Origin of the sequence: Candidatus Mycolicibacterium alkanivorans (assembly GCF_022760805.1) — a bacterium.
Classification (GTDB): domain Bacteria; phylum Actinomycetota; class Actinomycetes; order Mycobacteriales; family Mycobacteriaceae; genus Mycobacterium; species Mycobacterium alkanivorans.
In genome coordinates this window covers 3,822,696-3,847,244 of record NZ_JAIVFL010000001.1, presented here as the reverse complement: position 1 = coordinate 3,847,244, position 24,549 = coordinate 3,822,696, and the positions used below count along the sequence as shown (strand labels likewise).

At 68.0% G+C, this 24,549-nt stretch carries 29 protein-coding genes; 12 read left to right on the top strand and 17 right to left on the bottom strand.

Features of this window, described 5'->3' with window-relative positions:
• The first annotated feature begins 41 nt into the window (after positions 1-41).
• From lat to K9U37_RS18860, 3 genes are all read left to right on the top strand, one after another.
• A complete protein-coding gene (gene lat / locus K9U37_RS18870; protein WP_243072992.1) occupies positions 42-1,406 on the top strand; it encodes an L-lysine 6-transaminase in 1,365 nt (454 codons plus the stop codon).
• Positions 1,407-1,416: 10 nt separating this feature from the next.
• A complete protein-coding gene (locus tag K9U37_RS18865) occupies positions 1,417-2,091 on the top strand; it encodes a sensor domain-containing protein (RefSeq protein ID WP_243072991.1) in 675 nt (224 codons plus the stop codon).
• 107 nt (positions 2,092-2,198) lie between these two features.
• Positions 2,199-2,879: a PAS and ANTAR domain-containing protein gene (locus tag K9U37_RS18860; protein ID WP_243072990.1), complete on the top strand. Its 681-nt coding sequence runs from the start codon at positions 2,199-2,201 to the stop codon at positions 2,877-2,879.
• Between the two features lie 13 nt (positions 2,880-2,892).
• Here the strand turns inward: K9U37_RS18860 and K9U37_RS18855 are convergent, their stop codons facing one another.
• Positions 2,893-3,075, bottom strand: a complete 183-nt coding sequence (locus tag K9U37_RS18855; RefSeq protein WP_243072989.1) for a Rho termination factor N-terminal domain-containing protein — start codon at positions 3,073-3,075, stop codon at positions 2,893-2,895.
• 81 nt (positions 3,076-3,156) lie between these two features.
• On the bottom strand, positions 3,157-3,369 hold the full coding sequence (locus K9U37_RS18850; RefSeq protein ID WP_243072988.1) for a hypothetical protein: 213 nt from the start codon (positions 3,367-3,369) through the stop codon (positions 3,157-3,159).
• 244 nt (positions 3,370-3,613) lie between these two features.
• Between K9U37_RS18850 and K9U37_RS18845 the strand changes: the two genes are divergently transcribed.
• Together K9U37_RS18845 and K9U37_RS18840 are read left to right on the top strand one after the other, a co-directional pair.
• Positions 3,614-4,051 (top strand): ATP-binding protein, encoded by a 438-nt coding sequence (locus K9U37_RS18845; RefSeq protein WP_243072987.1) that lies wholly within the window; start codon positions 3,614-3,616, stop codon positions 4,049-4,051.
• A 62-nt stretch (positions 4,052-4,113) separates the two neighbouring features.
• Entirely contained in the window at positions 4,114-4,833 is a 720-nt protein-coding gene (locus K9U37_RS18840) for an RNA polymerase sigma factor SigF (RefSeq protein WP_252394804.1), read from the top strand.
• On the opposite strand, the gene K9U37_RS18835 is transcribed toward K9U37_RS18840, so the two are convergent.
• The 8 genes from K9U37_RS18835 to K9U37_RS18800 all read right to left on the bottom strand — a co-directional run bounded on the left by K9U37_RS18835 (position 4,825) and on the right by K9U37_RS18800 (position 11,363).
• Positions 4,825-5,160, bottom strand: coding sequence for a hypothetical protein (locus tag K9U37_RS18835; RefSeq protein ID WP_243072985.1), 336 nt, complete (start codon positions 5,158-5,160; stop codon positions 4,825-4,827). The genes K9U37_RS18840 and K9U37_RS18835 overlap by 9 nt on opposite strands.
• 1 nt (position 5,161) lies before the next feature.
• Positions 5,162-5,515, bottom strand: a complete 354-nt coding sequence (locus K9U37_RS18830; RefSeq protein WP_308197414.1) for a DUF1707 SHOCT-like domain-containing protein — start codon at positions 5,513-5,515, stop codon at positions 5,162-5,164.
• Between the two features lie 32 nt (positions 5,516-5,547).
• Entirely contained in the window at positions 5,548-7,347 is a 1,800-nt protein-coding gene (locus K9U37_RS18825) for an acetyl/propionyl/methylcrotonyl-CoA carboxylase subunit alpha (protein ID WP_243072984.1), read from the bottom strand.
• 112 nt (positions 7,348-7,459) lie between these two features.
• Positions 7,460-7,879, bottom strand: a complete 420-nt coding sequence (locus K9U37_RS18820; RefSeq protein ID WP_243072983.1) for a SufE family protein — start codon at positions 7,877-7,879, stop codon at positions 7,460-7,462.
• Entirely contained in the window at positions 7,876-8,772 is an 897-nt protein-coding gene (locus K9U37_RS18815; protein WP_243072982.1) for a sulfurtransferase, read from the bottom strand. Before K9U37_RS18815 ends, K9U37_RS18820 begins: the two co-directional genes overlap by 4 nt.
• Before the next feature lie 20 nt (positions 8,773-8,792).
• Positions 8,793-9,440, bottom strand: coding sequence for a Maf family protein (locus K9U37_RS18810; RefSeq protein WP_243072981.1), 648 nt, complete (start codon positions 9,438-9,440; stop codon positions 8,793-8,795).
• Positions 9,437-9,712, bottom strand: a complete 276-nt coding sequence (locus K9U37_RS18805) for an acyl-CoA carboxylase subunit epsilon (RefSeq protein WP_243072980.1) — start codon at positions 9,710-9,712, stop codon at positions 9,437-9,439. The genes K9U37_RS18810 and K9U37_RS18805 overlap by 4 nt, the downstream gene beginning before the upstream one ends.
• 22 nt (positions 9,713-9,734) lie before the next feature.
• The gene (locus K9U37_RS18800; RefSeq protein WP_243072979.1) at positions 9,735-11,363 is read right to left on the bottom strand and encodes an acyl-CoA carboxylase subunit beta; all 1,629 of its coding nucleotides are present in this window, start codon (positions 11,361-11,363) and stop codon (positions 9,735-9,737) included.
• Between the two features lie 87 nt (positions 11,364-11,450).
• On the opposite strand from K9U37_RS18800, the gene K9U37_RS18795 reads away from it, so the two are divergent.
• Positions 11,451-11,969 carry a PH domain-containing protein gene (locus K9U37_RS18795; RefSeq protein WP_243072978.1) on the top strand — a complete coding sequence of 173 codons (519 nt, stop codon included), beginning with the start codon at positions 11,451-11,453 and terminating at the stop codon, positions 11,967-11,969.
• Here K9U37_RS18795 and K9U37_RS18790 read toward each other — a convergent pair.
• On the bottom strand, positions 11,924-12,583 hold the full coding sequence (locus tag K9U37_RS18790) for a GtrA family protein (protein ID WP_243072977.1): 660 nt from the start codon (positions 12,581-12,583) through the stop codon (positions 11,924-11,926). The two genes, K9U37_RS18795 and K9U37_RS18790, sit on opposite strands and share 46 nt — an antisense overlap.
• A 57-nt stretch (positions 12,584-12,640) precedes the next feature.
• On the opposite strand from K9U37_RS18790, the gene K9U37_RS18785 reads away from it, so the two are divergent.
• Genes K9U37_RS18785 through K9U37_RS18775 form a run of 3 tightly spaced genes read left to right on the top strand, consistent with a single transcriptional unit; the run spans position 12,641 to position 15,557 of the window.
• Positions 12,641-13,849 carry a 5-(carboxyamino)imidazole ribonucleotide synthase gene (locus tag K9U37_RS18785; protein ID WP_272888158.1) on the top strand — a complete coding sequence of 403 codons (1,209 nt, stop codon included), beginning with the start codon at positions 12,641-12,643 and terminating at the stop codon, positions 13,847-13,849.
• Positions 13,842-14,348 carry a 5-(carboxyamino)imidazole ribonucleotide mutase gene (purE, locus tag K9U37_RS18780; RefSeq protein WP_243072976.1) on the top strand — a complete coding sequence of 169 codons (507 nt, stop codon included), beginning with the start codon at positions 13,842-13,844 and terminating at the stop codon, positions 14,346-14,348. Before K9U37_RS18785 ends, purE begins: the two co-directional genes overlap by 8 nt.
• Before the next feature lie 42 nt (positions 14,349-14,390).
• The gene (locus K9U37_RS18775) at positions 14,391-15,557 is read left to right on the top strand and encodes an acyl-CoA dehydrogenase (protein WP_243072975.1); all 1,167 of its coding nucleotides are present in this window, start codon (positions 14,391-14,393) and stop codon (positions 15,555-15,557) included.
• Here the strand turns inward: K9U37_RS18775 and K9U37_RS18770 are convergent.
• The 3 genes from K9U37_RS18770 to K9U37_RS18760 form a co-directional block, all read right to left on the bottom strand.
• Positions 15,554-16,354, bottom strand: coding sequence for a biotin--[acetyl-CoA-carboxylase] ligase (locus K9U37_RS18770; RefSeq protein WP_243072974.1), 801 nt, complete (start codon positions 16,352-16,354; stop codon positions 15,554-15,556). The two genes, K9U37_RS18775 and K9U37_RS18770, sit on opposite strands and share 4 nt — an antisense overlap.
• Positions 16,355-16,486: 132 nt before the next feature.
• Positions 16,487-17,194 carry a TIGR03089 family protein gene (locus tag K9U37_RS18765; RefSeq protein WP_243072973.1) on the bottom strand — a complete coding sequence of 236 codons (708 nt, stop codon included), beginning with the start codon at positions 17,192-17,194 and terminating at the stop codon, positions 16,487-16,489.
• Complete coding sequence (locus K9U37_RS18760) at positions 17,194-18,690, bottom strand: LCP family protein (protein WP_372489540.1); 1,497 nt, start codon at positions 18,688-18,690, stop codon at positions 17,194-17,196. The genes K9U37_RS18765 and K9U37_RS18760 overlap by 1 nt, the downstream gene beginning before the upstream one ends.
• A 67-nt stretch (positions 18,691-18,757) precedes the next feature.
• Between K9U37_RS18760 and rfbD the strand changes: the two genes are divergently transcribed.
• From rfbD to manB, 3 genes are read left to right on the top strand one after another with little or no spacing between them, the layout of a single operon-like run.
• On the top strand, positions 18,758-19,651 hold the full coding sequence (gene rfbD / locus K9U37_RS18755; RefSeq protein ID WP_243072972.1) for a dTDP-4-dehydrorhamnose reductase: 894 nt from the start codon (positions 18,758-18,760) through the stop codon (positions 19,649-19,651).
• A complete protein-coding gene (locus K9U37_RS18750; protein WP_243072971.1) occupies positions 19,648-20,535 on the top strand; it encodes a glycosyltransferase family 2 protein in 888 nt (295 codons plus the stop codon). The genes rfbD and K9U37_RS18750 overlap by 4 nt, the downstream gene beginning before the upstream one ends.
• A 5-nt stretch (positions 20,536-20,540) precedes the next feature.
• The gene (manB, locus tag K9U37_RS18745; RefSeq protein WP_243073465.1) at positions 20,541-21,617 is read left to right on the top strand and encodes a mannose-1-phosphate guanylyltransferase ManB; all 1,077 of its coding nucleotides are present in this window, start codon (positions 20,541-20,543) and stop codon (positions 21,615-21,617) included.
• Here the strand turns inward: manB and K9U37_RS18740 are convergent.
• The 3 genes from K9U37_RS18740 to cofD are packed head-to-tail and all read right to left on the bottom strand — an operon-like array spanning position 21,614 to position 24,494.
• The gene (locus tag K9U37_RS18740; protein WP_243072970.1) at positions 21,614-22,156 is read right to left on the bottom strand and encodes an NUDIX hydrolase; all 543 of its coding nucleotides are present in this window, start codon (positions 22,154-22,156) and stop codon (positions 21,614-21,616) included. The genes manB and K9U37_RS18740 overlap by 4 nt on opposite strands.
• Positions 22,153-23,496, bottom strand: coding sequence for a coenzyme F420-0:L-glutamate ligase (locus K9U37_RS18735; RefSeq protein WP_243072969.1), 1,344 nt, complete (start codon positions 23,494-23,496; stop codon positions 22,153-22,155). Before K9U37_RS18735 ends, K9U37_RS18740 begins: the two co-directional genes overlap by 4 nt.
• A complete protein-coding gene (gene cofD, locus K9U37_RS18730) occupies positions 23,493-24,494 on the bottom strand; it encodes a 2-phospho-L-lactate transferase (RefSeq protein WP_243072968.1) in 1,002 nt (333 codons plus the stop codon). The genes K9U37_RS18735 and cofD overlap by 4 nt, the downstream gene beginning before the upstream one ends.
• Positions 24,495-24,549: the final 55 nt, after the last annotated feature.

Below are 24,549 nucleotides of genomic sequence, written 5' to 3'. Positions count from 1 at the left end.
GAATAGCTAAAAGTTCATAAAGATTACGATAGAATCGCCTAATGACGGAACTGTTGTCGCGCGAAGACGTGGTGTCGGTGGTCCCGGATGCCCACCGGGGGTCGGCCATCGAACCTGGGAACGTGCATACGGTGCTGGCCCGCAGCATCCTGGCCGACGGACTGGACCTGGTGCTGGACCTGGACCGCTCGACCGGTGCCCATCTGGTGGACGCCCGCGACGGCAAGCACTACCTCGACATGTTCACCTTCTTCGCGTCCTCGGTGCTGGGGATGAACCACCCGGCACTGGCCGGCGACGAGCGGTTCCGCGCCGAGCTGGCGCAGGCCGCCGTGAACAAACCGTCGAACTCCGACGTCTACACCGTGCCGATGGCCCGGTTCGTCGAGACCTTCGCCCGCGTGCTGGGTGACCCGGCGCTACCACACCTGTTCTTCGTCGACGGCGGAGCGCTGGCGGTGGAGAACGCGCTCAAGGTCGCGTTCGACTGGAAGAGCCGGCACAACGAGGCGCGCGGCATCGACCCGGCGCTGGGCACCCGGGTGCTGCACCTGCGCGGCGCCTTCCATGGCCGAAGCGGCTACACGCTGTCGCTGACCAACACCGACCCCAACAAGGTGGCCCGGTTCCCGAAGTTCGACTGGCCGCGGATCGACGCGCCGTACATCCGCCCCGGCGCCGATATGGACGCGGTGGAGGCCGAGTCACTGCGGCAGGCCCGCGCCGCCTTCGAGGCCCACCCGCACGACGTCGCCTGCTTCATCGCCGAGCCAATCCAGGGCGAGGGCGGCGACCGGCACTTCCGTCCGCAGTTCTTCGCCGCCATGCGCAAGCTGTGCGACGAGTTCGATGCGCTGATGATCGCCGACGAGGTGCAGACCGGATGCGGCATCACTGGCACCGCGTGGGCCTACCAGCAGCTCGGGTTCACCCCGGACGTCGTGGCGTTCGGCAAGAAGACTCAGGTCTGCGGCATCATGGCGGGCCGGCGCGTCGACGAGGTGGCCGACAACGTGTTCACCGTCAGCTCACGGATCAACTCGACCTGGGGCGGCAACCTGGTCGACATGGTCCGCTGTCGCCGGATCCTCGAAGTGATCGAGGCCGACGGGCTCTTCGCGCACGCCGCGGGGATGGGCGCGCACCTGCGCGGCGCACTCGCGGAGCTGGCTCTTGAACTCCCGGAGTTGGTTTACGACGTGCGCGGCCGTGGGCTGATGTGTGCGTTCAGCCTTCCCACGACCGCGCGACGCGATGCCCTCCTGGCCGCGCTGTGGGAGCGCGGCGTGATCATGCTCGGCAGCGGAGCGGATAGCGTCCGGTTCCGGCCCGCGCTGACCGTGACGCGCGCGGAACTGGACCGGGCGGTGTCCGCGGTGCGGGAGGTATTGCTCGGCGCGGTCTAGCATTCGGGGCATGCGGCTGCCTGCGCTTCTGGGTCTGGTGGCGGTGGCGCTCGCCGGGTGCGCGCAGACCGTCGCCGGCAGCGCGGTTTCCAACCCGGCCCAGGCGATCACGCCCCTGCGCGCCGATGACACCGATCAGGTACTGATCAGCGCGTCACAGTTGCGCGACATCGTGGGAGTGAAGCTGCAGACCGACGCCGACCAGGCGCGGCCCATACCGGGCACGTCCGCGGTACCGGCCTGCTCGGCACTGGACGCCGCCGGGATGCAGGCGTTCCTCGGCGACAGGTGGTCCGGGTTTCACGTGCTGTTGTTCACCGACGGCGACAAGCATGACCACGTGGTGGCCGAGGCCGTTGCCGTGTATCCCGATGCCCGTTCTGCGACAACGCAATTCAGCTCCGGTACCAACAGCGCGAAGGCCTGCGATGGTCAGCGGGCGTTGAGTGCCGGCGGCGACGCCGCGTGGAAGTTCACCGTCCCGGAGATCAATGCCGACACCGTGCGATGGAGCAAGCATCAGATTGGCATCCCGTTCGACTGGACCTGCTACGGCGAGGCCAGGCTGCGCAACAACGCCATCGTCCAGGCCATGGCGTGTCAGGGCGACGACGGCGGGCAGGTCACCGTCACCACGATGACCGACCGGATGTCGGCGAGCGTGTGGGAGTTGTCGGGCCACTGAGCACAACCAGCACCTCACCGCGCTCGCTGGGTGCGGGCTGGTGGAAGCGGTGCCCGTGGGGCGCGAGATCCAGAGCGGTCACGGTAAAACGTAATAGTCTTCGGCGTATGTCCGAGGAGGCCACAGACCTGACCGATGACGCCGGGGTTGAGCACGCCCTGGCCGGGGGAACCCCACAACGGGTCGGCTGGTTCCGGTTCTATTTCGACGACCAGCGCTGGGAATGGTGCCCGCAGGTGCAGCGGATGCACGGCTACGAGCCCGGAACCGTGCAACCGACCACCGAACTCGTGCTGTCCCACAAACATCCCGACGACTACGGTCAGGTCGCTGCCACGCTGGAAGAGATCCGCCGCACGTCGGGCGCGTTCAGCACCCGCCACCGCATCGTCGACACCCACGGCGACGTCCACGACGTCGTCGTGGTCGGCGATCAGCTGCACGACGACAGCGGCGCCGTCATCGGTACCCACGGTTTCTACGTCGACGTCACACCCACGCTGAGCCAGGAGAAACGGGAACTGCTCAACGAGGCGGTCGCCGAGATCGCCGAATCCCGGGCCGCCATCGAACAGGCCAAGGGGATGCTGATGGTGGTCTACCGGATCAGCGCCGACACCGCGTTCGAGCTCCTGCGCTGGCGGTCACAGGAAACCAACGTCAAACTGCGGGTGCTCGCCGAACAGATCGCCGAGGACTTCCTGGCCCTCGAGTACGACGAAGCCCTGCCGGCCCGCGGTGTCTACGACCACCTGTTGCTCACCGCGCACACCCGCGTCGGCGACTGATATGCCCTTCGGGTCAGTAACTGCGGATCAGTGCGATCAGTTTTTCCTTGCTCAGGCCCGAGTAGCCCGAGATTCCAAGTTGCTTCGCCCTCTTCTTGAGCTCGGCCACGGTCCAGCCCTCATAGGCGCAGGACCGACTCGGGCGAAACAACCGGATATCGTCGACACCGGTCTTCGCCGCAGCGGTGTTCGACATCTCCTACCCCTTTGCTGAGGTTCTCCTCTACCTCGCAGGAGGCTGTACCCGCGTCGGCCCGCGGGCCAAACGTTGTCCTGACTAGCGGATCTCGTCCTCGTCGGGATCTTCGACGATCTGTCGCTGCTCCTGCCAGTCTGATTCGTTGCTCTCCAGCGGCGCGGGCCCGTCATCGAGGGGTACCCGCTCGCCGGGGTCTACGCTCTCCAGGTCAGCCGGTTCGGCCGCAGGACGAACCTGCTCGACGGCGTCGGCGACGGGGACGTCGTCCGGGAAGGATTCGGGCTCAGTCATCATGAGCCAAGATACCCATGAGCGGGTATCGCGGTGATCGGACGTCGGCCATGTGGACTCACCAGGTTTGACAAGTGCCATCGGCGGGGTACGAGGGAGCCACCATGACGATGACATCCTGGGCAGCGCTGTGCTCGATACCCTCACGCGCGTCGAGTACCCCGGCCAACCGCCTCGCCACACGATCATGGATAGCCCGACACGGGACCGGAGTAGTGTCGGGACGACCTTGCCAGGAGGCCAGATGACGGATGACGAAAGCCGAAGCGGCGGCCACCAGCGCAGCGCTGGTGCGGTCGAGTTGAGGGTTGCTGCGCGGCTGGAGAACCTGGCCGTGCTGCGCACACTTGTCGGCGCAGTCGGGACATTCGAAGACCTGGATTTCGATGCCGTCGCAGATCTGCGACTGGCGGTGGATGAGGCCTGTACACGGCTTATCCGCTCGGCGGCGGCCGACGCCGCCCTGGTGGTGGTCGTCGACGCGCACGAGGACGCCGTGGTGGTCGAGGCCTCCACCCACTGCGACACCTCTGACGTCGTCACTCCCGGCAGCTTCAGCTGGCACGTGCTCAGCTCGCTGACCGACGATGTGCAGACGTTCCACAACGGTCACGAGCCCAGTTGCGATGGGCAGGTCTTCGGCGTCACCCTGACCACGAGGCGGGCGGGCTCCGCACGGTGAGTTCCCGAGCGGCCAACAGTTCGTCCCCGCGGGCGAACTCGGAGTACGCCGACGTCCCGGACATGTTCCGGGAGTTGGCGAAGCTCGAGCCCGACTCACCGGAATTCCAGCGTCATCGAGACCGGATCGTCGAGCGTTGCCTGCCGCTGGCCGACCACATCGCCCGCCGCTTCGACGGCCGCGGCGAGCCGCGCGACGACCTGGTCCAAGTGGCGCGCGTCGGCCTGGTCAATGCCGTCATCCGGTTCGACGTCGAGACCGGTTCGGATTTCGTGTCGTTCGCGGTGCCCACCATCATGGGCGAGGTCCGCCGGCACTTCCGCGACAACAGCTGGTCGGTGAAGGTGCCACGCCGGCTCAAAGAACTTCACCTGCGGCTCGGAGCTGCCACCTCGGAGCTGTCCCAGCGGTTGGGTCGGGCGCCGACCGCCACCGAGCTGGCCGAGGAACTCGGGATGGACCGCGAAGAGGTGGTCGAAGGCCTGGTCGCCGGCAGCTCCTACAACACCCTGTCGATCGACAGCGGTGGCAGCGACGAGGACGCCCCGGCAATCGTCGACACCCTGGGCGAGGTGGACCTGAGCCTGGATCAGATCGAGAACCGGGAAGCGCTGCGACCGTTGCTCGCAGCACTTCCCGAGCGGGAGCGCACTGTGCTACTCCTGCGGTTCTTCGAATCGTTGACGCAGACCCAGATCGCCGAGCGGGTCGAGATTTCCCAGATGCACGTCTCGCGCCTGCTCGCGAAGTCGCTAGCTAGGCTCCGCGACCAACTACAATAGCCGGCGGGGTTCGCCGTCGAAGGCCTCGCCGAAGCGGCGCACCGCCTCGGCGGCCGCCGCCGCGGCGCCGTCGTGGCCCTGTCGCGCCCGCGTCGCCGGCGCGGTGTTGGCCGGGTCGAGGGTCACCTCGGCGAGCAGTTCACCGGTGGTGGGTTCGCACACGGCCCACGAGTAGCCGGTATCTGCCGCCCAGCGGGCCAGACTGTCGTCGACATAGCCCGGGTCGTGCTCGCCGAGTTCGGCCAGTGCCGGTCGGTCGTCGATCCGGTCGTCGGCGCGCAGAGCACGCAAATACCAAGTGCCGGCGTTGATTTCGACGGGCTCCATGTCAGCGGCAGGGGCCGTAGAGCAGTATGCCGACCACGGGCAGCGCCAGCCATGCCAGCCAGCCGTGCGGCACCAGCACGGTGAAGGCCAGCGCGATCAGTGGGATGAGCGCCATCACGTACGCGCGCCAGTCGCGGGTGGTCTCGACGGGCGAGGCGGAGACCTCCGGCTTGGCCGGCAGGTCGGCGAACACCGGCTCGAGGTCGGCGCGGGTCACCGCGGCGGCGATCGCCGCGCTGCGTTCGGAGAACTCGTCGGGAGTCAACCGCCCCTCGGAGAACTGCTTGCTCAGCAGGTCCATGGCTTGCTCGCGCTCGGCAGTGCCGATGCGAATTCGTTCGGTTTCCTCGCCCACGGGTACATCATGCTCGATAACGACGACGCCTTTTACTTGATCTCGCAGAGCACGGTGCCCTGCGTGATCGCGAAGCCGGCCTCAGCGGAGAGTCCGGTGATGACACCGTCCTTGTGAGCGGTCACCGGGTTCTCCATCTTCATGGCCTCCAGCACCACGACGAGTTCGCCGGTCGCGACCGTCTGGCCCTCCTCGACGGCAACCTTGACGACAGTGCCCTGCATCGGGGCGGTGACGGCGTCACCGGAGGCGGCGGCACCGGCGTGCGCACCACGCTTGCGCGCCTTCGGCTTCTTGCGGATCACACCGGACTCGGCGGACCCACCGCCGCTGCCGAGCGCGAGGTCGCCGGGCAGCGACACCTCGATGCGGCGCCCGCCGACCTCGACGATGACCTTCTGCCGCGGCTGGGCTTCTTCCGCGTCGACCGGACCGCCGCCGGTGAACGGCTCGATGGTGTTGTTCCATTCGGTCTCGATCCAGCGGGTGTGCACCGTGAAACCGTTCTCGTCACCGATGAACGCCGGATCACTGACCACCGCGCGGTGGAACGGGATGACGGTGGCCAGGCCCTCGATGGTGAACTCGTCAAGAGCCCTGCGGGCGCGTTGCAATGCTTCTTGCCGAGTCGCGCCGGTGACGATCAGCTTGGCCAGCATCGAATCGAACTGCCCGCCGATCACCGAACCGGACTCCACGCCCGAATCCAGCCGCACGCCGGGGCCGGTGGGCGGGTCGAACAAGTTGACCGGGCCAGGGGCAGGCAGGAAGCCGCGGCCGGCATCCTCACCGTTGATGCGGAACTCGATCGAGTGGCCGCGCGGCGCCGGGTCCTCGGTGATGTCCAGCGCCTCACCGTTGGCGATGCGGAACTGCTCGCGCACCAGGTCGATCCCGGAAGTCTCCTCGGTGACCGGGTGCTCCACCTGCAGGCGGGTGTTCACCTCGAGGAAGGAGATCAGGCCGTCCTGGCCGACCAGGTACTCGACGGTGCCGGCGCCGTAGTAGTGCGCCTCCTTGCAGATCCGCTTCGCGGACTCGTGAATCTCCTTGCGCTGGGCGTCGGTCAAAAACGGCGCGGGCGCCTCCTCGACGAGCTTCTGGAATCGGCGCTGCAGCGAGCAGTCGCGGGTGCCGGCGACGACGACGTTGCCGTGCTGGTCGGCGATCACCTGGGCCTCGACGTGGCGCGGCTTGTCCAGGTAGCGCTCGACGAAGCACTCGCCGCGACCGAACGCGGCGAGTGCTTCGCGGGTGGCCGACTCGAACAGCTCGGGGATCTCCTCGATGCTGCGGGCGACCTTCATGCCGCGACCGCCGCCGCCGAAGGCGGCCTTGATGGCGATCGGGACGCCGTACTCCTCGGCGAAGGCCACCACCTCGTCGGCGTCCTTGACCGGATCGGGGGTGCCGGGCACCAGCGGCGCCTTGGCGCGCGCGGCGATGTGGCGGGCGGTGACCTTGTCGCCGAGGTCCCGGATGGACTGCGGGCCGGGCCCGATCCAGATCAGTCCGGCATCGATGACGGCCTGGGCGAAGTCGGCATTCTCGGCCAGGAAGCCGTAACCCGGGTGGATGGCGTTGGCGCCGGACTTGGCCGCGGCGTCGAGCAGCTTGCCGAAGTCCAGGTAGGACTCCGCCGAGGTCTGCCCGCCCAGGGCGAACGCCTCGTCGGCGAGCCGCACGTGCGGCGCGTCGGCGTCGGGTTCGGCATAGACCGCCACACTGGCCAGACCCGCATCCCTGGCAGCCCGGATCACCCGGACCGCGATCTCGCCGCGGTTGGCGACGAGGACCTTGGAGATGGTCTGACTTGGCGTCTGATTGGGCACCGCGCCTCCTCGTTACACGTGACTCTAAGAACGTCTTAAAACAGGTTCGCACGGCAGTCTAGGCGGCGCTCGTTCGGCGCGAACGAGCCGGTGGCCCTACTATCGAGTAAGTTCAGTGGGCTTCCCGCAGACGGCGCTTGATCCGGGCCAGCATCGCCGACATCCCGCGCAGCCGAAGCGGACTGATCAGGGCCGCCAGGCCCAGTTCGGAATAGAAGTCGTCGGGCACGGCCAGGATGTCAGCGGTAGTTTGCCCGTCGAGGCCGGCCGCCAGGATCGAGGCGAACCCGCGTGTCGTCGGCGCTTCGGCGGGCGCGCTGAAGAACAGCCGGATGTGGTCGGCGTCGGAGGCGTCGACGTGCAGGAAGAGCGGCGACTGGCATTCGGGGACCGGTTCCATCGCCGCCTCTTCGAGGTCGGCGGGCAGCGGCGGCAACTCGTTGGCGAACTCCAGCAACAACGTGAGTTTGTCCTGGCCCTGCACGTCGGCGAAGTCCGAGACCACTTCGGCCAGGGCCGCCGGCATGCTCACGATGGACCGGGAACTGATCCTGGTTCGCCGCCGGCGACGATCGGCACCCGCACGGTGTTGCCCCACTCGGTCCAGGATCCGTCGTAGTTGCGCACGCCCGGGATGCCCAGCAGGTAGGTCAGCACGAACCAGGTGTGGCTGGACCGCTCACCGATGCGGCAGTAGGCGATGATGTCGTCGCCGGGTTTGACGAAGGAATAGACCTCCTCCAACTCGGCGCGGTTGCGGAAGCGGCCGCTGTCCTCGGCGGCTTTGGCCCACGGCACCGATACCGCAGTCGGAATGTGCCCGCCGCGCAGTGCGCCCTCTTCGGGATAGTCGGGCATGTGGGTGCGCTCCCCGGTGTACTCCTGGGGCGAGCGGACGTCGATCAGCGTCGAACGGCCAAGGGAGGCCAGCACATCGTCCTTGTAGGCGCGAATGGCCGCGTCGTTGCGCTCCACGACGGGATAGCCGGTGGTGGTCTTGCTCGGCACGTCCAGCGTGGTGTCGCGGCCCTCGGAGATCCACAGATCGCGTCCGCCGTTGAGCAGTCGGACGTCCTGATGACCGAACAACGTGAACACCCACAGCGCGTAGGCCGCCCACCAGTTGCTCTTGTCGCCGTAGATCACGACGGTGTCGTCGCGGGAAATGCCCTTGCGGTTCATCAGTTCGGCGAACTGCTCACCGGTGATGTAGTCCCGCACGTACGGGTCGTTGAGATCGGTTTGCCAGTCGATCTTGACCGCGCCGGGAACGTGGCCGATGTCGTAGAGCAGCACATCCTCGTCGGACTCCACGATCGCGAGGCCCTTGGAGCCCAGATGGGCTGACAGCCAATCGGCGGTGACCAGCCGTTCGGGATGGGCGTAGTCCTTGAGGGAGGGGCTGGGATCTGCAGGAAGCGGCACGGCGTCGAGCCTACCGCCGATCACCGGACCGGATTGGCCGCCCACAGGTCGCCGATCGACAGTCCCACGGCGTTGAAGAGCTCGTGGGTCAGCGCCAACCCAAGGCCCACGACGTTGGACGGATCACCGTCCACACCGTCGACGAACCAGCCGCCCAGCCCGTCGAGGGTGAACGCTCCGGCAACGTTGAGGGGTTCGCCGCTGGCAATGTAGTCGGCCAGGTCGGTGTCGTTGGGTGTGGAGAACCGCACGGTGGTCACCGCGGCGCGGGTCCGGCTCTGCACGGCCGCGCCGTTGACAACGCGGATGACGCAGTGCCCGGTGAAGAGGTGACCGTCCCGGCCTGCCATCGAATTCCATTGCTGCGCAGCCTGTTCCAGGGTCCCCGGTTTGCCGCTGAGCCGGCCGTCGACGAAAAGCATCGAATCGCAGCCGATCACAACACAATCCGCGGCTACGTCGTCATCGAGGACCGCGCGCACCGCCTCTGCCTTGGCCTGTGCCAGGGCGTTGACCACATCAGCGGGATCGGCGCCGGATCCCAGGCGCGCCACGATGGCGTCCTCGTCGACACCGGAGACGACCACCAGCGGATCGATTCCGGCGCTGCGCAGCACCCGCAGTCGGCCGGAGGAGGCCGAACCCAGAACTACGCGGGTTCCGGTCATTTGCGCATGTGCGTCCGCTCCAGCAGCGTCACCCGCTGCCAGCTGGTGACGGTGTAACGCAGCTTGTCCACCGGGTGGCCCCACAGGTTGACCTCCTGGGGACCGGGCGCGTGCCGGCCGCCACCGGCACTGGCCAGACCGGTGAGCAGCGCCGCAATATCCTCGTCGGTCGGGTCGCCCCGCTCGATACGGATCTCGGGCACGCCCGGTTCGGGGGCGTCCAGCGTGATATCGCGCGGGTCGCTGACTTCGGTGATGTCCGCGTGCTTCACAGGAGCCCTCCAATTGTCAGCGTCACAGCGGAATGTTCCCGTGCTTCTTCGGCGGTACCTGAGCGATCTTGCGCTCCAGCAGCCGCAGGGCGGTTGCGATGTAGCCGCGGGTGTGTGACGGCGGGATCACCGCGTCGACGTACCCTCGCTCGGCGGCGATGTACGGGTTCACCAGGGTGTCCTCGTAGTCCTGCTGGAGCTCGAGGCGCAGGGCGTCGACATCCTCGCCGTTCTGCGCCGCCGCCTTGAGCTGCGACCGGTAGACGAACCCGACCGCGCCCGAGGCGCCCATGACCGCGATCTGAGCCGTCGGCCAGGCGACGTTGACATCGCAGCCCATGTCCTTGGACCCCATGACGCAGTACGCGCCGCCGTAGGCCTTGCGGGTGATGACCGTGATCTTGGCGACGGTGGCCTCGCCGTAGGCGTAGAGCAGCTTGGCGCCGCGCCGGATGATGCCGTTGTACTCCTGGTCGGTGCCGGGCAGGAAGCCGGGAACGTCGACCAGCATCACTATCGGAATGTTGAAGCAGTCGCAGGTCCGCACGAAGCGGGCGGCCTTCTCCGAGGCGTTGATGTCCAGGCAGCCGGCGAACTGGGTGGGCTGGTTGGCGACGATGCCCACCGCGCGGCCGTCGATCCGGCCGAAGCCGACGATGATGTTCTGCGCGTAACCCGCCTGGACCTCGAGGAACTCGTCGTCGTCGAGGATGCGGGTGATCACCTCATGCATGTCGTACGGCTGGTTCGGCGAGTCCGGGATCAGCGTGTCGAGCTCGAGGTCCTCGTCGGTCAGGTTGTCCTCGATGGCGCCAGGGTGCGGCGGGGCGGGGTAGCGCGGTGGGTCGGCGTAGTTGTTGGGCGGCAGATAGCTCAGCAGGTCGCGGACGTAGTCCAGGGCGTCCTGCTCGCCGGAGGCGACGTAGTGCACGGTGCCCGACTTGGCCATGTGGGTGTGGGCGCCGCCCAGCTCCTCCATGGTGACGTCCTCGCCGGTGACCGTCTTGATGACGTCGGGTCCGGTGATGAACATCTGGCTGGTCTGGTCGACCATGATGACGAAGTCGGTCAGCGCGGGGGAGTAGACGTGTCCGCCCGCGGCCGCGCCCATGATCAGCGAGATCTGCGGGATCACGCCGGACGCCAGGATGTTGTTGCGGAAGATCCGGCTGTAGAGGCCGAGTGAGACCACACCCTCCTGGATGCGGGCGCCCGCGCCGTCGTTGATGCCGATGAGCGGCCGGCCGGTCTTGACGGCCAGCTCCTGCACCTTGACGATCTTCTCGCCGTAGACCTCGCCCAAGCTGCCGCCGAACACCGTCGCATCCTGGCTGAAGATGCAGACCTCGCGGTTGTCGATGGTGCCGTAGCCGGTCACCACGCCGTCGCCGACGGGGCGGTTGTCCTGCAGGCCGAAGTTGGTGCTGCGGTGTTTGGCCAGAGCATCGAGTTCGACGAACGAGCCCTCGTCGAGCAGCGCCAGGATGCGTTCGCGGGCGGTCAGCTTGCCCTTGGCGTGGACCTTGTCCACCGCGGCCTCACCCACCGGGTGCTGCGCCTCCTCGGCGCGCTTGCGTAGGTCGGCCAGCTTGCCGGCCGTGGTGTGGATGTCGATCGTGTGCTCGGCCGCCGGTTCCCTAACGCTCGTCATGGTTGCCGATGGTATCGGCAACCTTAAGGAGGCGCTAAGGGCACTGGGTGTCTTGCCAACCCGCCCGCCGTGCCGTAGGAGATGACCATGGGATATCCGGAGAACGTCCTGGCCGATGACGAGCAGGTGGTGCTGCATCGGCACCCGCACTGGAAGCGGCTGATCGGACCGGTCCTCGTGTTGTTGATCACCACCGCGCTCGCGGCGTTCGTGGCCGCAGTGGTCAACAGCACCAGTTGGGATCCGACGGCCAAGAAGGTGCTCTACATCGTGATCGCCGCGATCTGGGCGATCCTGGTCGGCTGGCTGACGGTGTGGCGGTTCTTCTGCTGGCTGACAACGCATTTCGTGATCACCGACCGCCGGGTGATGTTCCGCCACGGGCTGCTGACCCGCTCGGGCATCGACATTCCGCTGGCCCGGGTCAACAGCGTGGAGTTCCGGCACGGACTGCTCGACCGGATGCTGCGCACAGGCACGCTGATCATCGAGTCGGCGTCGCAGGATCCCCTCGAGTTCCACGACATTCCGCGTGTGGAACAGGTGCACTCACTGCTGTATCACGAAGTCTTCGACACCCTGGGTTCCGAAGAATCGCCCAGTTGACGCGGTATCCGACGGCGTCGCAGCGGTGTGACATTGCCGGTCTCGGACCCGGACTCGTACTCGTCCTCCAGCGCTTCGGCCAGACCACCCGCGGTGAGGGAGGACTCCAGCGCCCTTTCGTGATCGCCGCTCAGCTCGTCGGGGAACACCCAACGCCGGAACGCCCAGAACCGGAATGCCATCTGCAGCAGGTTGCCGATGACGTAGGCCGCCAGGAAGTCCGAAATGTTCTCGATGGTCAGCGAGACGTGCGGCACCCGCAGCTCGAGCACGTAGCTGGAGAACCACAGCGGAGCCATGCTCAGCAGCACGCCGACACCACTGAATCCGAAGAACAGCAGGGCTTCGTGATGGCGTTCGCGGCCGCCGCGGTTGCGGAAGCTCCACTCCCGGTTGAGCACGTAGGACGCGATCACCGCGACGATGCCGGAGATGACCTTGGCGGTCACCGGCTTGGGCTCGAGGATCGTCAGCTTCAGTGTGTAGAAGATCGCCGAGTCGATGACGAACGTCGTGGCGCCGACGATCGCGAACTTGATGAGCTCGTGATGCCGCTCGGCGAAGGGCCGGATCGGACGGGGCAACCGCGCGATCGTGGCATCAGCGAAAGACACAAAGAGCAAGTCTACGGAAGTAACCGCAGGTGTGCGTACTTGCGCAGGTCTGACACCATGATGGCCGTGTCGAACAGCCCCAGACCTCCCATCGTCGCCATGGTCGGCGGTGGGCAGCTGGCCAGGATGACTCACCAGGCTGCAATCGCGCTGGGCCAGAGCCTGCGGGTGCTGGCCGTCAGCCCGGAGGACCCCGCCGCCCAGGTGACCCCGGACGTCGTGATCGGCGAGCACACCGACCTCGACGCCCTGCGCCGGGTGGCTGCCGGCGCCGACGCGCTGACCTTCGACCACGAGCATGTACCGACCGCCATGCTCGACACCCTGGTCGCTGAGGGCGTGACGGTGGCGCCGCCGCCCGACGCGCTGATGCACGCCCAAGACAAGGTGGCGATGCGGCGCAAGCTGGAGGCGCTGGGCGCCCCGATCCCGCGGTACGCCGCCGTGTCGGCCGTCGGGGACGTCGACGCGTTCGCGGCCCGCATCGGCGGCCCGGTGGCGATCAAGACTGTGCGCGGCGGCTACGACGGCCGTGGGGTGGTGCTGGCCCGGGATCTGGCGCATGCGCGCGAGGTGGTCGAGGGCTTCCTGGCCGACGGCGTGCCGGTGTTGCTGGAGGAGCGGGTGTCGATGCGCCGCGAGCTCTCCGCGCTGGTGGCTCGCTCGCCCTTCGGTCAGGGCGCGGCCTGGCCGATCGTGGAGACGGTGCAACGAGACGGCATCTGCGTGACGGTGCTGGCGCCGGCGCCGGGCCTGTCCGACGAGCTGGCCTCCTCGGCCGAACAGTTGGGTCTGCGGCTGGCCGCCGAGCTCGGCGTGGTCGGCGTGCTGGCGGTCGAGCTGTTCGAGACCACCTACGGCACGCTGCTGGTCAACGAGTTGGCGATGCGGCCGCACAACTCCGGGCACTGGACGATGGACGGCGCGGTCACCAGTCAGTTCGAGCAGCATCTGCGGGCAGTGCTCGACTATCCGCTCGGGGACACCAGCGCGATCGCCCCGGTGACGGTGATGGCCAATGTGCTTGGCGCGCCGCAGACTCCGTCAATGGGTTTCGACGAGCGACTGCACCATCTGTTCGGCCGCATCCCGGAGGCCAAGGTCCACCTGTACGGCAAGGCCGAACGGCCGGGCCGCAAGGTCGGACACGTCAACATCGTCGGCACCGACGGTTCTGAAGTGGAACGCGTACGGGAACGTGCCGAACGGGCGGCACACTGGTTGTCGCACGCAGAGTGGACCGACGGATGGGACGGGCATGCCTAACGCACCCCTAGTCGGCGTGATCATGGGCAGTGACAGCGACTGGCCCGTCATGGAGGACGCCGCGCTGGCGCTAGCCGAGTTCGAGGTGCCCTTCGAGGTGGGCATCGTATCGGCGCACCGCACGCCGGGCCGGATGCTAGAGTACGCCCGCGGTGCGGCCGAGCGCGGAATCCGGGTGATCATCGCGGGGGCGGGTGGTGCGGCGCATCTGCCGGGGATGGTGGCCTCGGTCACGCCGCTGCCGGTGATCGGGGTGCCGGTGCCGCTGGCCAAACTCGACGGGATAGATTCGCTGCTGTCGATCGTGCAGATGCCGGCGGGCGTGCCGGTGGCGACGGTGTCCATCGGCGGCGCCCGCAACGCCGGGCTGCTGGCGGTACGGATCCTGGCCGCGTCGGATACGGCGCTGCTGAAGAAGATGGAGAACTTCCAGGACGATCTGGAGGCGCAGGTTCTGGCCAAGGACCGGGCGCTGCGTGAGCGATTACTCGGAGAATGATCCCGCGGGTAAAGTCGCCGACGGACAAGCAAGGAGGCTGTGATGGCTGGCTGGAGCGGAGATTCGTCGTTTGACGTTTTCAAGATGCCCGAGGAGCACGATGAACTGCGGACAGCGATCCGGGCGCTGGCGGAGAAGGAGATCGCTCCCTTCGCCGCCGAGTGCGACGAGAACGCGCGGTTCCCGCAGGAGGCCCTGGAGGCTCTGAACGCCTCGGGTTTCAACGCGGTGCATGTTCCCGAGGAGTACGGCGGTCAGGGTGCAGACTCGCTGGCGGCCTGCGTCGTCATCGAGGAAGTCGCCCGGATCGACGCCTCGGCGTCATTGATCCCGGCCGTCAACAAGCTGGGCACGATGGGCCTGATCCTGCGCGGCTCGGATGAGTTGAAGAAGAAGGTGCTGCCCGACATCGCTGGCGGCCTGATGGCGTCCTACGCGCTGTCCGAGCGCGAAGCCGGCAGCGACGCCGCCGCGATGCGCACCCGCGCCAAAGCCGACGGCGACGACTGGATCCTCAGCGGCGCCAAGTGCTGGATCACCAATGGCGGCAAGTCCACCTGGTACACCGTGATGGCGGTGACCGACCCGGACAAGGGTGCCAACGGCATCTCGGCCTTCATGGTGCACGTCGATGACGAAGGTTTCACGGTGGGCCCCAAGGAGCGCAAGCTCGGCATCAAGGGTTCACCGACCACCGAGTTGTACTTCGAGAACTGCCGGATCCCGGGTGACCGGATCATCGGTGAGCCGGGCACCGGTTTCAAGACAGCGCTGGCCACCCTCGACCACACCCGTCCGACCATCGGTGCGCAGGCCGTGGGGATCGCGCAGGGTGCATTGGACGCCGCGATCGCATACACCAAGGACCGCAAGCAGTTTGGCACGTCGATCTCCGATTTCCAGGGTGTGCAGTTCATGCTCGCCGACATGGCGATGAAGGTCGAGGCGGCCCGGCTGATGGTCTACTCGGCCGCCGCGCGCGCCGAGCGCGGCGAAGGCAACCTCGGCTTCATCTCGGCGGCCTCGAAATGCTTCGCCTCCGATGTCGCAATGGAGGTGACCACCGACGCCGTTCAGTTGTTCGGCGGGGCAGGTTACACCGTCGACTTCCCGGTGGAGCGGATGATGCGCGACGCCAAGATCACCCAGATCTACGAGGGCACCAACCAGATTCAGCGGGTCGTGATGTCCCGCGCCCTGCTGCGCTAGCCGGCGGCTGGGCGCAGGTGGGTGATGTCGCCCGCCGACACCGTCACCACCTCGGTGCCGGTATCGATGAGCAGGCGACCGATCGCGTCGACTTCTGTTGCGGTCCCGATGATTTCGTGATCGCCGGGCAGGATGGCCCGAACCCGGCCGCCCAGCGTCAGGCTGTGGCTGCGGTAGTCCTCGACGAGGGCCTCATCGGGGCTCTTGGCGCCCTGCCAGCGCCGGATGCGGGTGCTCAGCTCGCGCAGGATGGTGACTGCCAGGAGGTCGCGGTCGAGCACCGAGGCGCCGAGCGTCTTCAGTGAGATGGCCCTGGGATCGGGCGCTTCCTCGGCGGTCAGCGTCACGTTCAACCCTAGGCCGACGACGATCACCGGATCGGGCGAGGCCACCTCGGCGAGGATCCCGGCCAGCTTGCCGGTGCCCACCAGGACGTCGTTGGGCCACTTCACCCCGGCTTCGATGCCCGTGGTCTCCCGGACGGCGTCGACCAGTGCCACGCCGGTCAGCAGCGGAAGCCATCCCCAGGCCGAGGGCGGAACTCCTTCTGCGCTGACACCGATCGACAGGGCGATCTGCGAGCGCGGCGGGGCCGACCAGCTGCGGCCGTTGCGTCCCCGGCCCGCGCTCTGGTGTTCGGCGAGCAGCACGGTGCCGGCGACGTCCTCGCCTGCGGCGTGCCGGGCCAGCAGGTCGGCGTTGGTGGAGCCGGTGGACTCCACCACGTCGAGGGGTCGTAGTGGGAGGCCGGTGAGCTGTTGGCGCAGCGATGCGAGGTTCAGCGGGGCCCGGTCCACGTCGGCCAGCCTACGATGCTCCGCACTTGGGGCAGATGATCGGACCGAGGATGGCGACGCACCGCTCGCTGGGAGGAACGCCACTGCTGGGTTTAGGTGGGTTGGCCGGCGTGCCCAGTGTTGGCCTTGGTCTCACGCCAGATCCCGCGTGACCTTCTCCGTCTGGCGTCGCCGATCCAGAACCGCCGGATCGGGATTGGCGACCTGCACGAGCGACGCCCCGGCGACGAAAACCGCCAGCAGATTGGCGACGATCTGCTCAGACGTGGACCACGGCGCCGACGACATCACCCGGTCGCAGGTCGAGAACCCTTGAGCTGCAGCCGAATCCCGGGCCTCCTCCAGTATGTCGGCAACGCTGCGGCCGGCTAGAGCCGGGCCCGGACGCTGCTCGGCCACCACCTGGTCGCCGTGCACTCGCACCGCGGTGGCGTAGTCGGTCACCCCGATCGGCAGGTCGGCCACCGGCTTGCCGAACGGATCCAGCGACAGCACTGCCACCTCCCCGCCGCCGACTGCCTCATCGGCCTCGTCCAGTCGGTCACAAGTGCACAACGCGAGGTCCGCCGGGCCGGACAGCACAACTTCGGCGCCGGTCCACCAGACGCCCAGCAGGACCGCCGCGGTCTGCCAGTGCGCCGGCAGCAGCACCGCCACCCGAGTGCCCGGCCGTGCGCCGAGTTCGTCGCGTAACAGGTTGGCGGTCTTGGCCGCCCAGTTGGCCAGCGTCACCGTCGACAGCTCGATGCGTTCGCGGGTCGCATCGTCGTAGTAGGTGATCCGCGGACCCATCGGATCGCCGCGCAGCAACGGATCCAGAACGGCGTCAGTCAGATTCATCAGTTGACGCACTTGGGGTCGTCGGACCCCGCGGTGATGATCGGCGACGGCGGGGGCGGCGCCTGGTCGCCGGCCTGACCCGCGGCCTGGCTCACCGTCGCCGCCGTCGGCAGCGTGCCGTCCAACCCGGAGCCCGGCCCGGTGTAATCCGACGCCAGCACCACCCGCGCGGTGCCCGCCGGGATCGAGCCGTCGGCCACCACGGGCAGACCGCCGAGCTCCTTGGCGACGGCCTGGGCGCCGAAGTCGTCTTCCTTGGCGGCCTGCACCTGGCTGCGCGTGACGTGGTCCTTGTCGTTATTGCCCACGTTGCCTGCCGTGAATCCCTTGGCGGCCAACACTTCCGATACCGCCGCGGCCAGTCCGTTGATCTCGGAGTCGTTGACCACCTCGGTGGTGGTCTGATCCGGCGAGTAGGCCACCTTCTCGGTCTTGCCCTCGTCCTGGTCGTGCAGCAGACTGGCCACCCAGTGGTGAACCTGGGACGGGTCCACCCGGACCACCGACTGCATTCCGTCATCGCTCCAGCCGGCCTCGTCGAGCACCGGAATGGTGGCGAAGGCGACGTTGCCGCCGGCGAGGTGCTCGAGCTGCTTGACGAAATCCATGATGTCCCAGCCCGACGAGAGCACCACCGAGCGCTGGATCGCTCCCTCCAGCCGGTTCAGCGTCGCTGGACTGGTCAACGTCTTGCCCGAAATGATTTGGTGGGCAAGCTGAGCCATCACCACCTGCTGGCGCACCACCCGGTCCAGGTCACCCCGCGGCAGGTCGTGGCGCTGCCGGACGAAGCTGAGCGCCTGCGGCCCGCTGAGCTTCTGCCAGCCCGCGGGGAAGTCCGCACCGGAAAGGGGTTCGTACACGGCGTCTTTGAGGCACACATCCGCCCCGCCGAGGGCGTCGGTGATCAACGAGAAGCCCAGCAGGCCGATCTCGGCGTAGTGGTCGACCGTCACTCCGGTCAGGTCGGCAACGGTCTTGATGAGCGCTTCGCGACCCGCCTCGGTGGCCTTGGGCTCAGCCTGGATGGGGTCCATGCCCTGCTCCTCGACGAGCTCCTTCATCTTCTCCAGCTTCACCTGGCCGTAGACGCCGTTGATCTTCGTCTTGTCCAGGCCGGGCGCCTTGACGTAGGAATCGCGCGGGATCGAGATCGCGGTGGCCGACTTCCCGTTGTTGGGGATGCGCACCAGGATGATCGTGTCGGTGTTCGTCGAGATGTCGTCGCCGGCGTGCAGCGTCGCGAGCTCGTCCTCGGACAGCGGATTGCCGTGGGCGTCGGTGCGGCTGTCCATACCCACCAGCAGGATGTCGATCGCGCCGTCCTGGCCGCCACCGCCCAACTCGGCGGTGCTGAAGTGGAAGATGCCGCCCTCGAACGAGCGGATCTTGCCCCAGGCCACACCGGTGCCGACCATCACCGTCACCGCGATCAACGCGACCACGGTGCGAGCCACCCGCCGGGCGCCCGTCACTGCTTCGGTGTCAGCAGGCATCAGCCAAGGCTACTGGCGAGAAGGGCGCATCCCCGGTAGCCGAAACCGGCGTGCCAGACTCGAAGTCGTGACGAAACGGATCGTGATCACCGGGGCCGGCGGCCAGGTCGGGCGGCTTCTCGCAGGTGAGGCCGCCCGCCGGGGCTACGAGGTGAGTGCCCTGACGCACCGGGAATGGGACATCACCGACGCACCAGCCGCCGAGCGGTTCGTGGCCGAGAACGACCTGGTGGTCAACTGCGCGGCCTTCACCAACGTCGACGGCGCCGAATCCGAACCCGACGGCGCCTACGCCATCAACGCCACCGGCGCGGAGAACGTCGCCCGCGCCTGCGCCCGGGTTGGCGCCCGCCTGGTGCACATCTCCACCGATTACGTCTTTGGGGGCGAGCCCGTCGGCGGTGAGCGACGTCACCCCTACGACGTCGGAGACACCACCAACCCTCTCAGCGTCTACGGCCGCACCAAGCTCGCCGGTGAACTCGCCGTGCTGGCCGCGCTGCCCGACGCCAGCATCGTGCGGACCTCATGGGTCTACACAGGCGGCGCGGGCAACGACTTCGTTGCCGTCATGCGCAGGCTGGCCGGCACCGACCGCACCGTCGACGTCGTCGACGACCAGATCGGATCGCCCACTTACGCCAAGGACCTGGTCGGCGCGCTGCTCGAGGTCGGCGAGGGTCATATCCGCGAGCCGATCCTGCATGCCGCCAACGAGGGTGCGGTCAGCCGCTTCGAGCAGGCCCGCGCCGTTTTCGAGGAGGTCGGCGCCGACCCGGAGCGGGTTTGTCCGGTCAGTACCGCACAGGCCCCCCGCCCCGCCCACCGGCCGGTGTACTCCGCGCTGTCGATGACGACGTCGGTGCGGGCCGGTCTGACCCCGCTGCGGCCATGGCGCCAGGCTCTGGCCGACGCGCTTGCCCGGCCAGCTGACGACGGAAAGATAACCTCTACGTCGTGACCTCCAGCCGACCCCTGACCGTGGTGACGGTGACGTACTCCCCGGGGTCGCATCTGGATCGCTTCCTGTCGTCGCTGACGGTTGCCACCGATCGGCCACTGACCGTCGTGCTGGCCGACAACGGGTCGGTCGACGGGGCGCCGGAAGAGGCGCTGGAGCGCTACCCCGGCACCCGGCTGCTGCGCACCGGCGGCAACATGGGCTACGGCAGCGCGGTCAACCGCGCCGTCGCCATGGTGCCCGCGGACGACGAGTTCGTGATCGTCGTCAATCCCGACGTGGTGTGGAGTCCCGGCAGCATCGACGCGCTGCTCGAAGCCGCCGAGCGCTGGCCGCGGGCGGGCACCCTGGGACCGCTGATCCGCGACCCCGACGGCTCGGTGTACCCGTCGGCACGGCACCTGCCCAGCCTGGTGCGCGGCGGCATGCACGCCGTGGTCGGGTTCGCCTGGAAGCGCAACCCATGGACCAAGGCCTACCGCCAGGAGTACCTCGAGCCCAGCGAGCGGCCGGTCGGCTGGCTCTCGGGCTCGTGTCTGTTGGTCCGCCGGGCGGCATTCGACCAGGTCGGCGGATTCGACGAGCGCTACTTCATGTACATGGAAGACGTCGACCTCGGCGACCGTCTGGGCCGGGCCGGCTGGCTCAACGTCTACGTCCCGTCCGCGGAGATCCTGCACGACAAGGGACACTCCACCGGTCGCGATCCGGCCAGAAACCTGCGCGCCCATCACGACAGCACCTATATTTATCTTTCCGATCGTCATTTCGGATGGTGGCGGGCGCCTCTGCGGTGGACCATTAAGGGCGCGCTCAAGGTGCGCTCCTGCGCAGCGGTACGCAAGTCGAAACGGGAGCTGGCGAAAGGGTTGGGGGCTCGGTGAGTGACGTGAATCCGGCGGCGGTCGACGCCGTTGTACTAGTCGGCGGCAAGGGCACCCGGTTGCGGCCGCTGACGCTCTCGGCCGCCAAGCCCATGCTTCCGACCGCCGGACTGCCGTTTCTGACCCACCTACTGTCCCGGATCGCCGACGCCGGCATCGAGCACGTCATCCTCGGCACCTCCTACCAGGCGGCCACCTTCGAAAGCGAGTTCGGCGACGGCTCCAAGCTGGGTCTGCGGATCGAGTACGTCACCGAGGAACACCCGCTGGGTACCGGTGGCGGCATCGCCAACGTGGTACCGAAGCTGCGCAACGACACCGTGATGGTGTTCAACGGCGACGTGCTCTCCGGTATGGACCTGCGGCAGATGCTGGCCGCCCACAACGACAGCGACGCCGACCTGACTCTGCACCTGGTCCGGGTAAGCGACCCGCGGGCCTTCGGCTGCGTGCCCACCGACGCCGACGATCGCGTGCTCGCGTTCCTGGAGAAGACCGAGGACCCGCCGACCGACCAGATCAACGCCGGCACCTACATCTTCAAGCGGGACATCATCGACCGTATCCCGCGTGGGCGCGAGGTGTCCGTGGAGCGCGAGGTGTTCCCGGCGCTGCTGGCCGACGGGGTCAAGGTGTGCGGCCACGTCGACTCCAGCTACTGGCGCGACATGGGCACGCCGGAGGATTTCGTACGCGGCTCGGCGGATCTGGTGCGCGGCCTGGCACCCTCGCCGGCGCTCGGCGGACGGCGCGGGGAGAGCCTGGTGCATGACGGAGCATCGGTGGCGCCGGGCGCGGTGCTGATCGGCGGAACCGTGGTGGGCCGCGGCGCCGAGATCGGACCCGGCGTGCGGCTCGACGGTGCGGTGATCTTCGATGGCGCCAAGATCGAGGCCGGCTCGGTGGTGGAGCGCTCGATCGTCGGCTTCGGCTCCCGAATCGGGCCGCGGGCGCTGATCCGCGACGGCATCATCGGCGACGGCGCCGACATCGGTGCACGCTGCGAACTGCTGCGCGGTGCCCGGGTGTGGCCCGGCGTGCTGATCCCGGACTGCGGAATCCGCTACTCGTCGGACATCTAACGCGCGCGCCGGCCGGCGACCGCGGCCAGGTGCGCGAGCGCGGTGTCGCTGCCCTCGGGCAGCTCGTCAATCGGCCACCAGCGCAGGTCCAATGACTCGTCGCTGATGACGATCTCCGCCTGCGCGGGCGCCCGCGCGATGAACTGCAGATCCAGGTGCCGCGTCGGCACACCCAGGGAACACGTGACCGGATGGACGTGGATGGCCCCGAGATCGGCGTCGATGCTCAGGCCCTCGATGCCGGATTCCTCGGTGGCCTCCCGCAGCGCAGCGGCGACGATGTCGGAATCCTCTGCCTCGCAATGCCCGCCGAGCTGTACCCAGCGCCCCAGCCTTGGATGCAACGTGAGCAGCATCTCATCGCCGGAGTCTGAGACCACCAGCGCCGAGGCGGTGACATGGCCTGGGACACAACTGCGTTGGCATGCGTCGGGGCGCGCATGCAGGTACGCCAGCACGGCGTGGCGACACGTGTCCTGGTCGGAGTTGGGCGCCTCCCACCCGGTGAGGAGTTCGATGGCCGAATCCCTGACGCTCATTTGCGCACCAGCAGATCGCCGACCGGTGCGGGATCGCGCGGCTCGGGGGGCTCGAGCGGATAGCCGATCGCGACGGCGCCCAACGGTTCCCAATCCTGCGGCAGTCCGAGGGCATCGCGCACCAGAGCGGGGGTAAAGATCGTCGAGCCGATCCAGCAGCTGCCCACCCCGCGGACCGCGAGCGCGACGAGCAGCCCCTGCACCGCCGCTCCGACCGCGACCGTGAACATGGTGTGCTCGGCGGCGGTGCGGACCGGATCCGGATAGCTGTGGGCGCCTTCGGGAACGAGGAACGGAATCACGACCTCGGGGGCGTCGTAGAGGATCTGCCCACGGGACACCCGCTTTTCGACGCTGTCCGCCGGCCTGCCGTCACCGGTCAGGTCGGCCCGCCAGGCGTCCTTCATCCGGTCCAGCACGTTGACTCGCCCGCCGTGGTCCTGCAGCCAGACGAAGCGCACCGGGCGGGTGTGGTGGGGAGCCGGAGCGGTGAGCGCCTCGGCGACCGCCGACTCGATGAGCGCGGGGTCGACTGGATCGTCGGCGAACCGGCGCACCGAACGGCGCAGCAGTTGTGCTTGGCGACGGCCCAATTCGATCGACTCGGCGGTGCCGAGCCAGAACAGATCGTCCTCGCCACCGCGCAACAGGCGCGCAGCGGTGGATCCGTCGTCGGCCAGACCCAGCCCGCGCACCACGGCGATGGGCACCGCGGTCAGCTTGCCCTTGACCAGATCGGCCGCCGCGGCGATCTCGTCGGCCACGGCGACTTCGGTCACCAGCAGTTCGTTGCCGTGCGTGTCGATCGCACCGGCGTAGCCGTAGAGCACGGGCAGCCCCGCCGAGCCGATCGCCGCATCGGTCTGGCCGTTGCGCCAGGCGCGGCCCATGGTGTCGGTGATCAGCACGGCGACGTCGACGCCCAATCGATCGCGCAGCGCGGAGCGCAGCGATGCGGCACTGCCGTCGGGATCAACTGGGAGCAAGGCCAATTCGGTCGTCCCGATGTTCGAGCCGTCGACGCCCGCCGCGGCCTGTACGAGGCCGATGCGGTTCTCGGTGATCAGCGTTCGGCCCTTGCGTGCCAGAACCCGCACCGCCTCGGAGTCGATCAGTCTGCGGCGCAGCGCATCCCGCTCCTCGGGGTCGGCGGGTGCCGCCACGATGCGTCCCTCGCACTTGGACACCACCTTGCTGGTGACGACGACGACGTCACCGTCGCGCAACCACGGTGCGGCCGCCGCGACCGCCGCGGCGAGATCATCACCGGGGCGGAACTCGGGAAGACCGCTGACGGGCAGGATCTCGATCGGTGCCGCCGTGCCGTGCTCGTGGCTCACAGAGCCACGCCCGCGAGTTCCAGTGCGGCGCGGACCATCTGGGCAGTGGCCTGCGGATCGGACATCAGCAGCGGGATCGCTTTCACGGTGATCCCGGGTATTTCGGCGTGGTCGCCCTCGGAGATCAGCCAATAGTCCAGGATCCCGGTGCCCGACCGTGCGCCGTAGTGCCGGCCAACGGCTTGGGAGGTGGTTTCCACGCCGATCACCGACAGGCATTCGTCGGCCATGCCGCGCAACGGCTTTCCGTCGATGATGGGGGAGTAGCCGACCACCGGGGCGCCGGTGGAGCGCAGCGCCGCGCGGATGCCTGGAATGTTGAGGATCGCGCCGATGCTCACGACGGGGTTCGACGGCGCCAGCATGACCACCTCGGCGTCGTTGATCGCGTCGGCGACACCCGGTGCGGCCTTGGCGTTCTCCACGCCGATGAAGGCGAAGCTGTGGGTGGGCACCTGGGCGCGATAGCGCACCCACCACTCCTGGAAGTGGATTGCCTTGCGATCGCCGGATTCCGGGTCTGTGATCACGACGTGTGTCTCGCAGCGGTCGTCACTGGCTGGCAACAGCCTGGCTCCCGGTGACCACCGGTGGCATAGCGCTTCGGTCACTTGCGAAAGGGGATATCCCGCACGAAGCATCTGACTGCGCACCAGATGCGTCGCCAAATCTCGGTCACCCAGACCGAACCAGGCGGGCTGCGCTCCATAGGCGGCCAATTCCTCTTTCGCATTCCACGTCTCGTTGCGGTGTCCCCACCCCCGCTCGGGATCGATTGCGCCGCCGAGGGTGTACATGCACGTGTCGAGATCCGGACAGATCCGCACGCCGTGCATCCACGCGTCATCGCCGATGTTGACCACCGCGGTGAGTTCGTGATCAAGATCGCTTGTGGCCCCTGAGATCTGGCCGGCGAACTGGCCCAGGCCGAGCAGTCGTTGCACCCCCAGCAGGAACCGGGCGCCCCCCACGCCGCCGACCAGAACGGTGATCTTCACAACGATCGACACTAGGCGGTCAGGTCATTGGGCGCCGCACGCGGTCACGATCAAG

What these genes read in the sequence shown, in the direction of transcription:
- K9U37_RS18760 (WP_372489540.1), bottom strand. Translation starts at nt 18,690, where the DNA reads ATGCCTGCTGACACCGAAGCAGTGACGGGCGCCCGGCGGGTGGCTCGC.
- K9U37_RS18860 (WP_243072990.1), top strand. Translation starts at nt 2,199, where the DNA reads ATGTCCGAGGAGGCCACAGACCTGACCGATGACGCCGGGGTTGAGCAC.
- K9U37_RS18865 (WP_243072991.1), top strand. Translation starts at nt 1,417, where the DNA reads ATGCGGCTGCCTGCGCTTCTGGGTCTGGTGGCGGTGGCGCTCGCCGGG.
- lat (WP_243072992.1), top strand. Translation starts at nt 42, where the DNA reads ATGACGGAACTGTTGTCGCGCGAAGACGTGGTGTCGGTGGTCCCGGAT.
- K9U37_RS18775 (WP_243072975.1), top strand. Translation starts at nt 14,391, where the DNA reads ATGGCTGGCTGGAGCGGAGATTCGTCGTTTGACGTTTTCAAGATGCCC.
- K9U37_RS18785 (WP_272888158.1), top strand. Translation starts at nt 12,641, where the DNA reads ATGATGGCCGTGTCGAACAGCCCCAGACCTCCCATCGTCGCCATGGTC.
- K9U37_RS18835 (WP_243072985.1), bottom strand. Translation starts at nt 5,160, where the DNA reads ATGGAGCCCGTCGAAATCAACGCCGGCACTTGGTATTTGCGTGCTCTG.
- K9U37_RS18840 (WP_252394804.1), top strand. Translation starts at nt 4,114, where the DNA reads ATGTTCCGGGAGTTGGCGAAGCTCGAGCCCGACTCACCGGAATTCCAG.
- purE (WP_243072976.1), top strand. Translation starts at nt 13,842, where the DNA reads ATGCCTAACGCACCCCTAGTCGGCGTGATCATGGGCAGTGACAGCGAC.
- K9U37_RS18795 (WP_243072978.1), top strand. Translation starts at nt 11,451, where the DNA reads ATGGGATATCCGGAGAACGTCCTGGCCGATGACGAGCAGGTGGTGCTG.
- K9U37_RS18810 (WP_243072981.1), bottom strand. Translation starts at nt 9,440, where the DNA reads ATGACCGGAACCCGCGTAGTTCTGGGTTCGGCCTCCTCCGGCCGACTG.
- K9U37_RS18765 (WP_243072973.1), bottom strand. Translation starts at nt 17,194, where the DNA reads ATGAATCTGACTGACGCCGTTCTGGATCCGTTGCTGCGCGGCGATCCG.
- K9U37_RS18845 (WP_243072987.1), top strand. Translation starts at nt 3,614, where the DNA reads ATGACGGATGACGAAAGCCGAAGCGGCGGCCACCAGCGCAGCGCTGGT.
- K9U37_RS18800 (WP_243072979.1), bottom strand. Translation starts at nt 11,363, where the DNA reads ATGACGAGCGTTAGGGAACCGGCGGCCGAGCACACGATCGACATCCAC.
- K9U37_RS18855 (WP_243072989.1), bottom strand. Translation starts at nt 3,075, where the DNA reads ATGTCGAACACCGCTGCGGCGAAGACCGGTGTCGACGATATCCGGTTG.
- K9U37_RS18740 (WP_243072970.1), bottom strand. Translation starts at nt 22,156, where the DNA reads ATGAGCGTCAGGGATTCGGCCATCGAACTCCTCACCGGGTGGGAGGCG.
- K9U37_RS18850 (WP_243072988.1), bottom strand. Translation starts at nt 3,369, where the DNA reads ATGACTGAGCCCGAATCCTTCCCGGACGACGTCCCCGTCGCCGACGCC.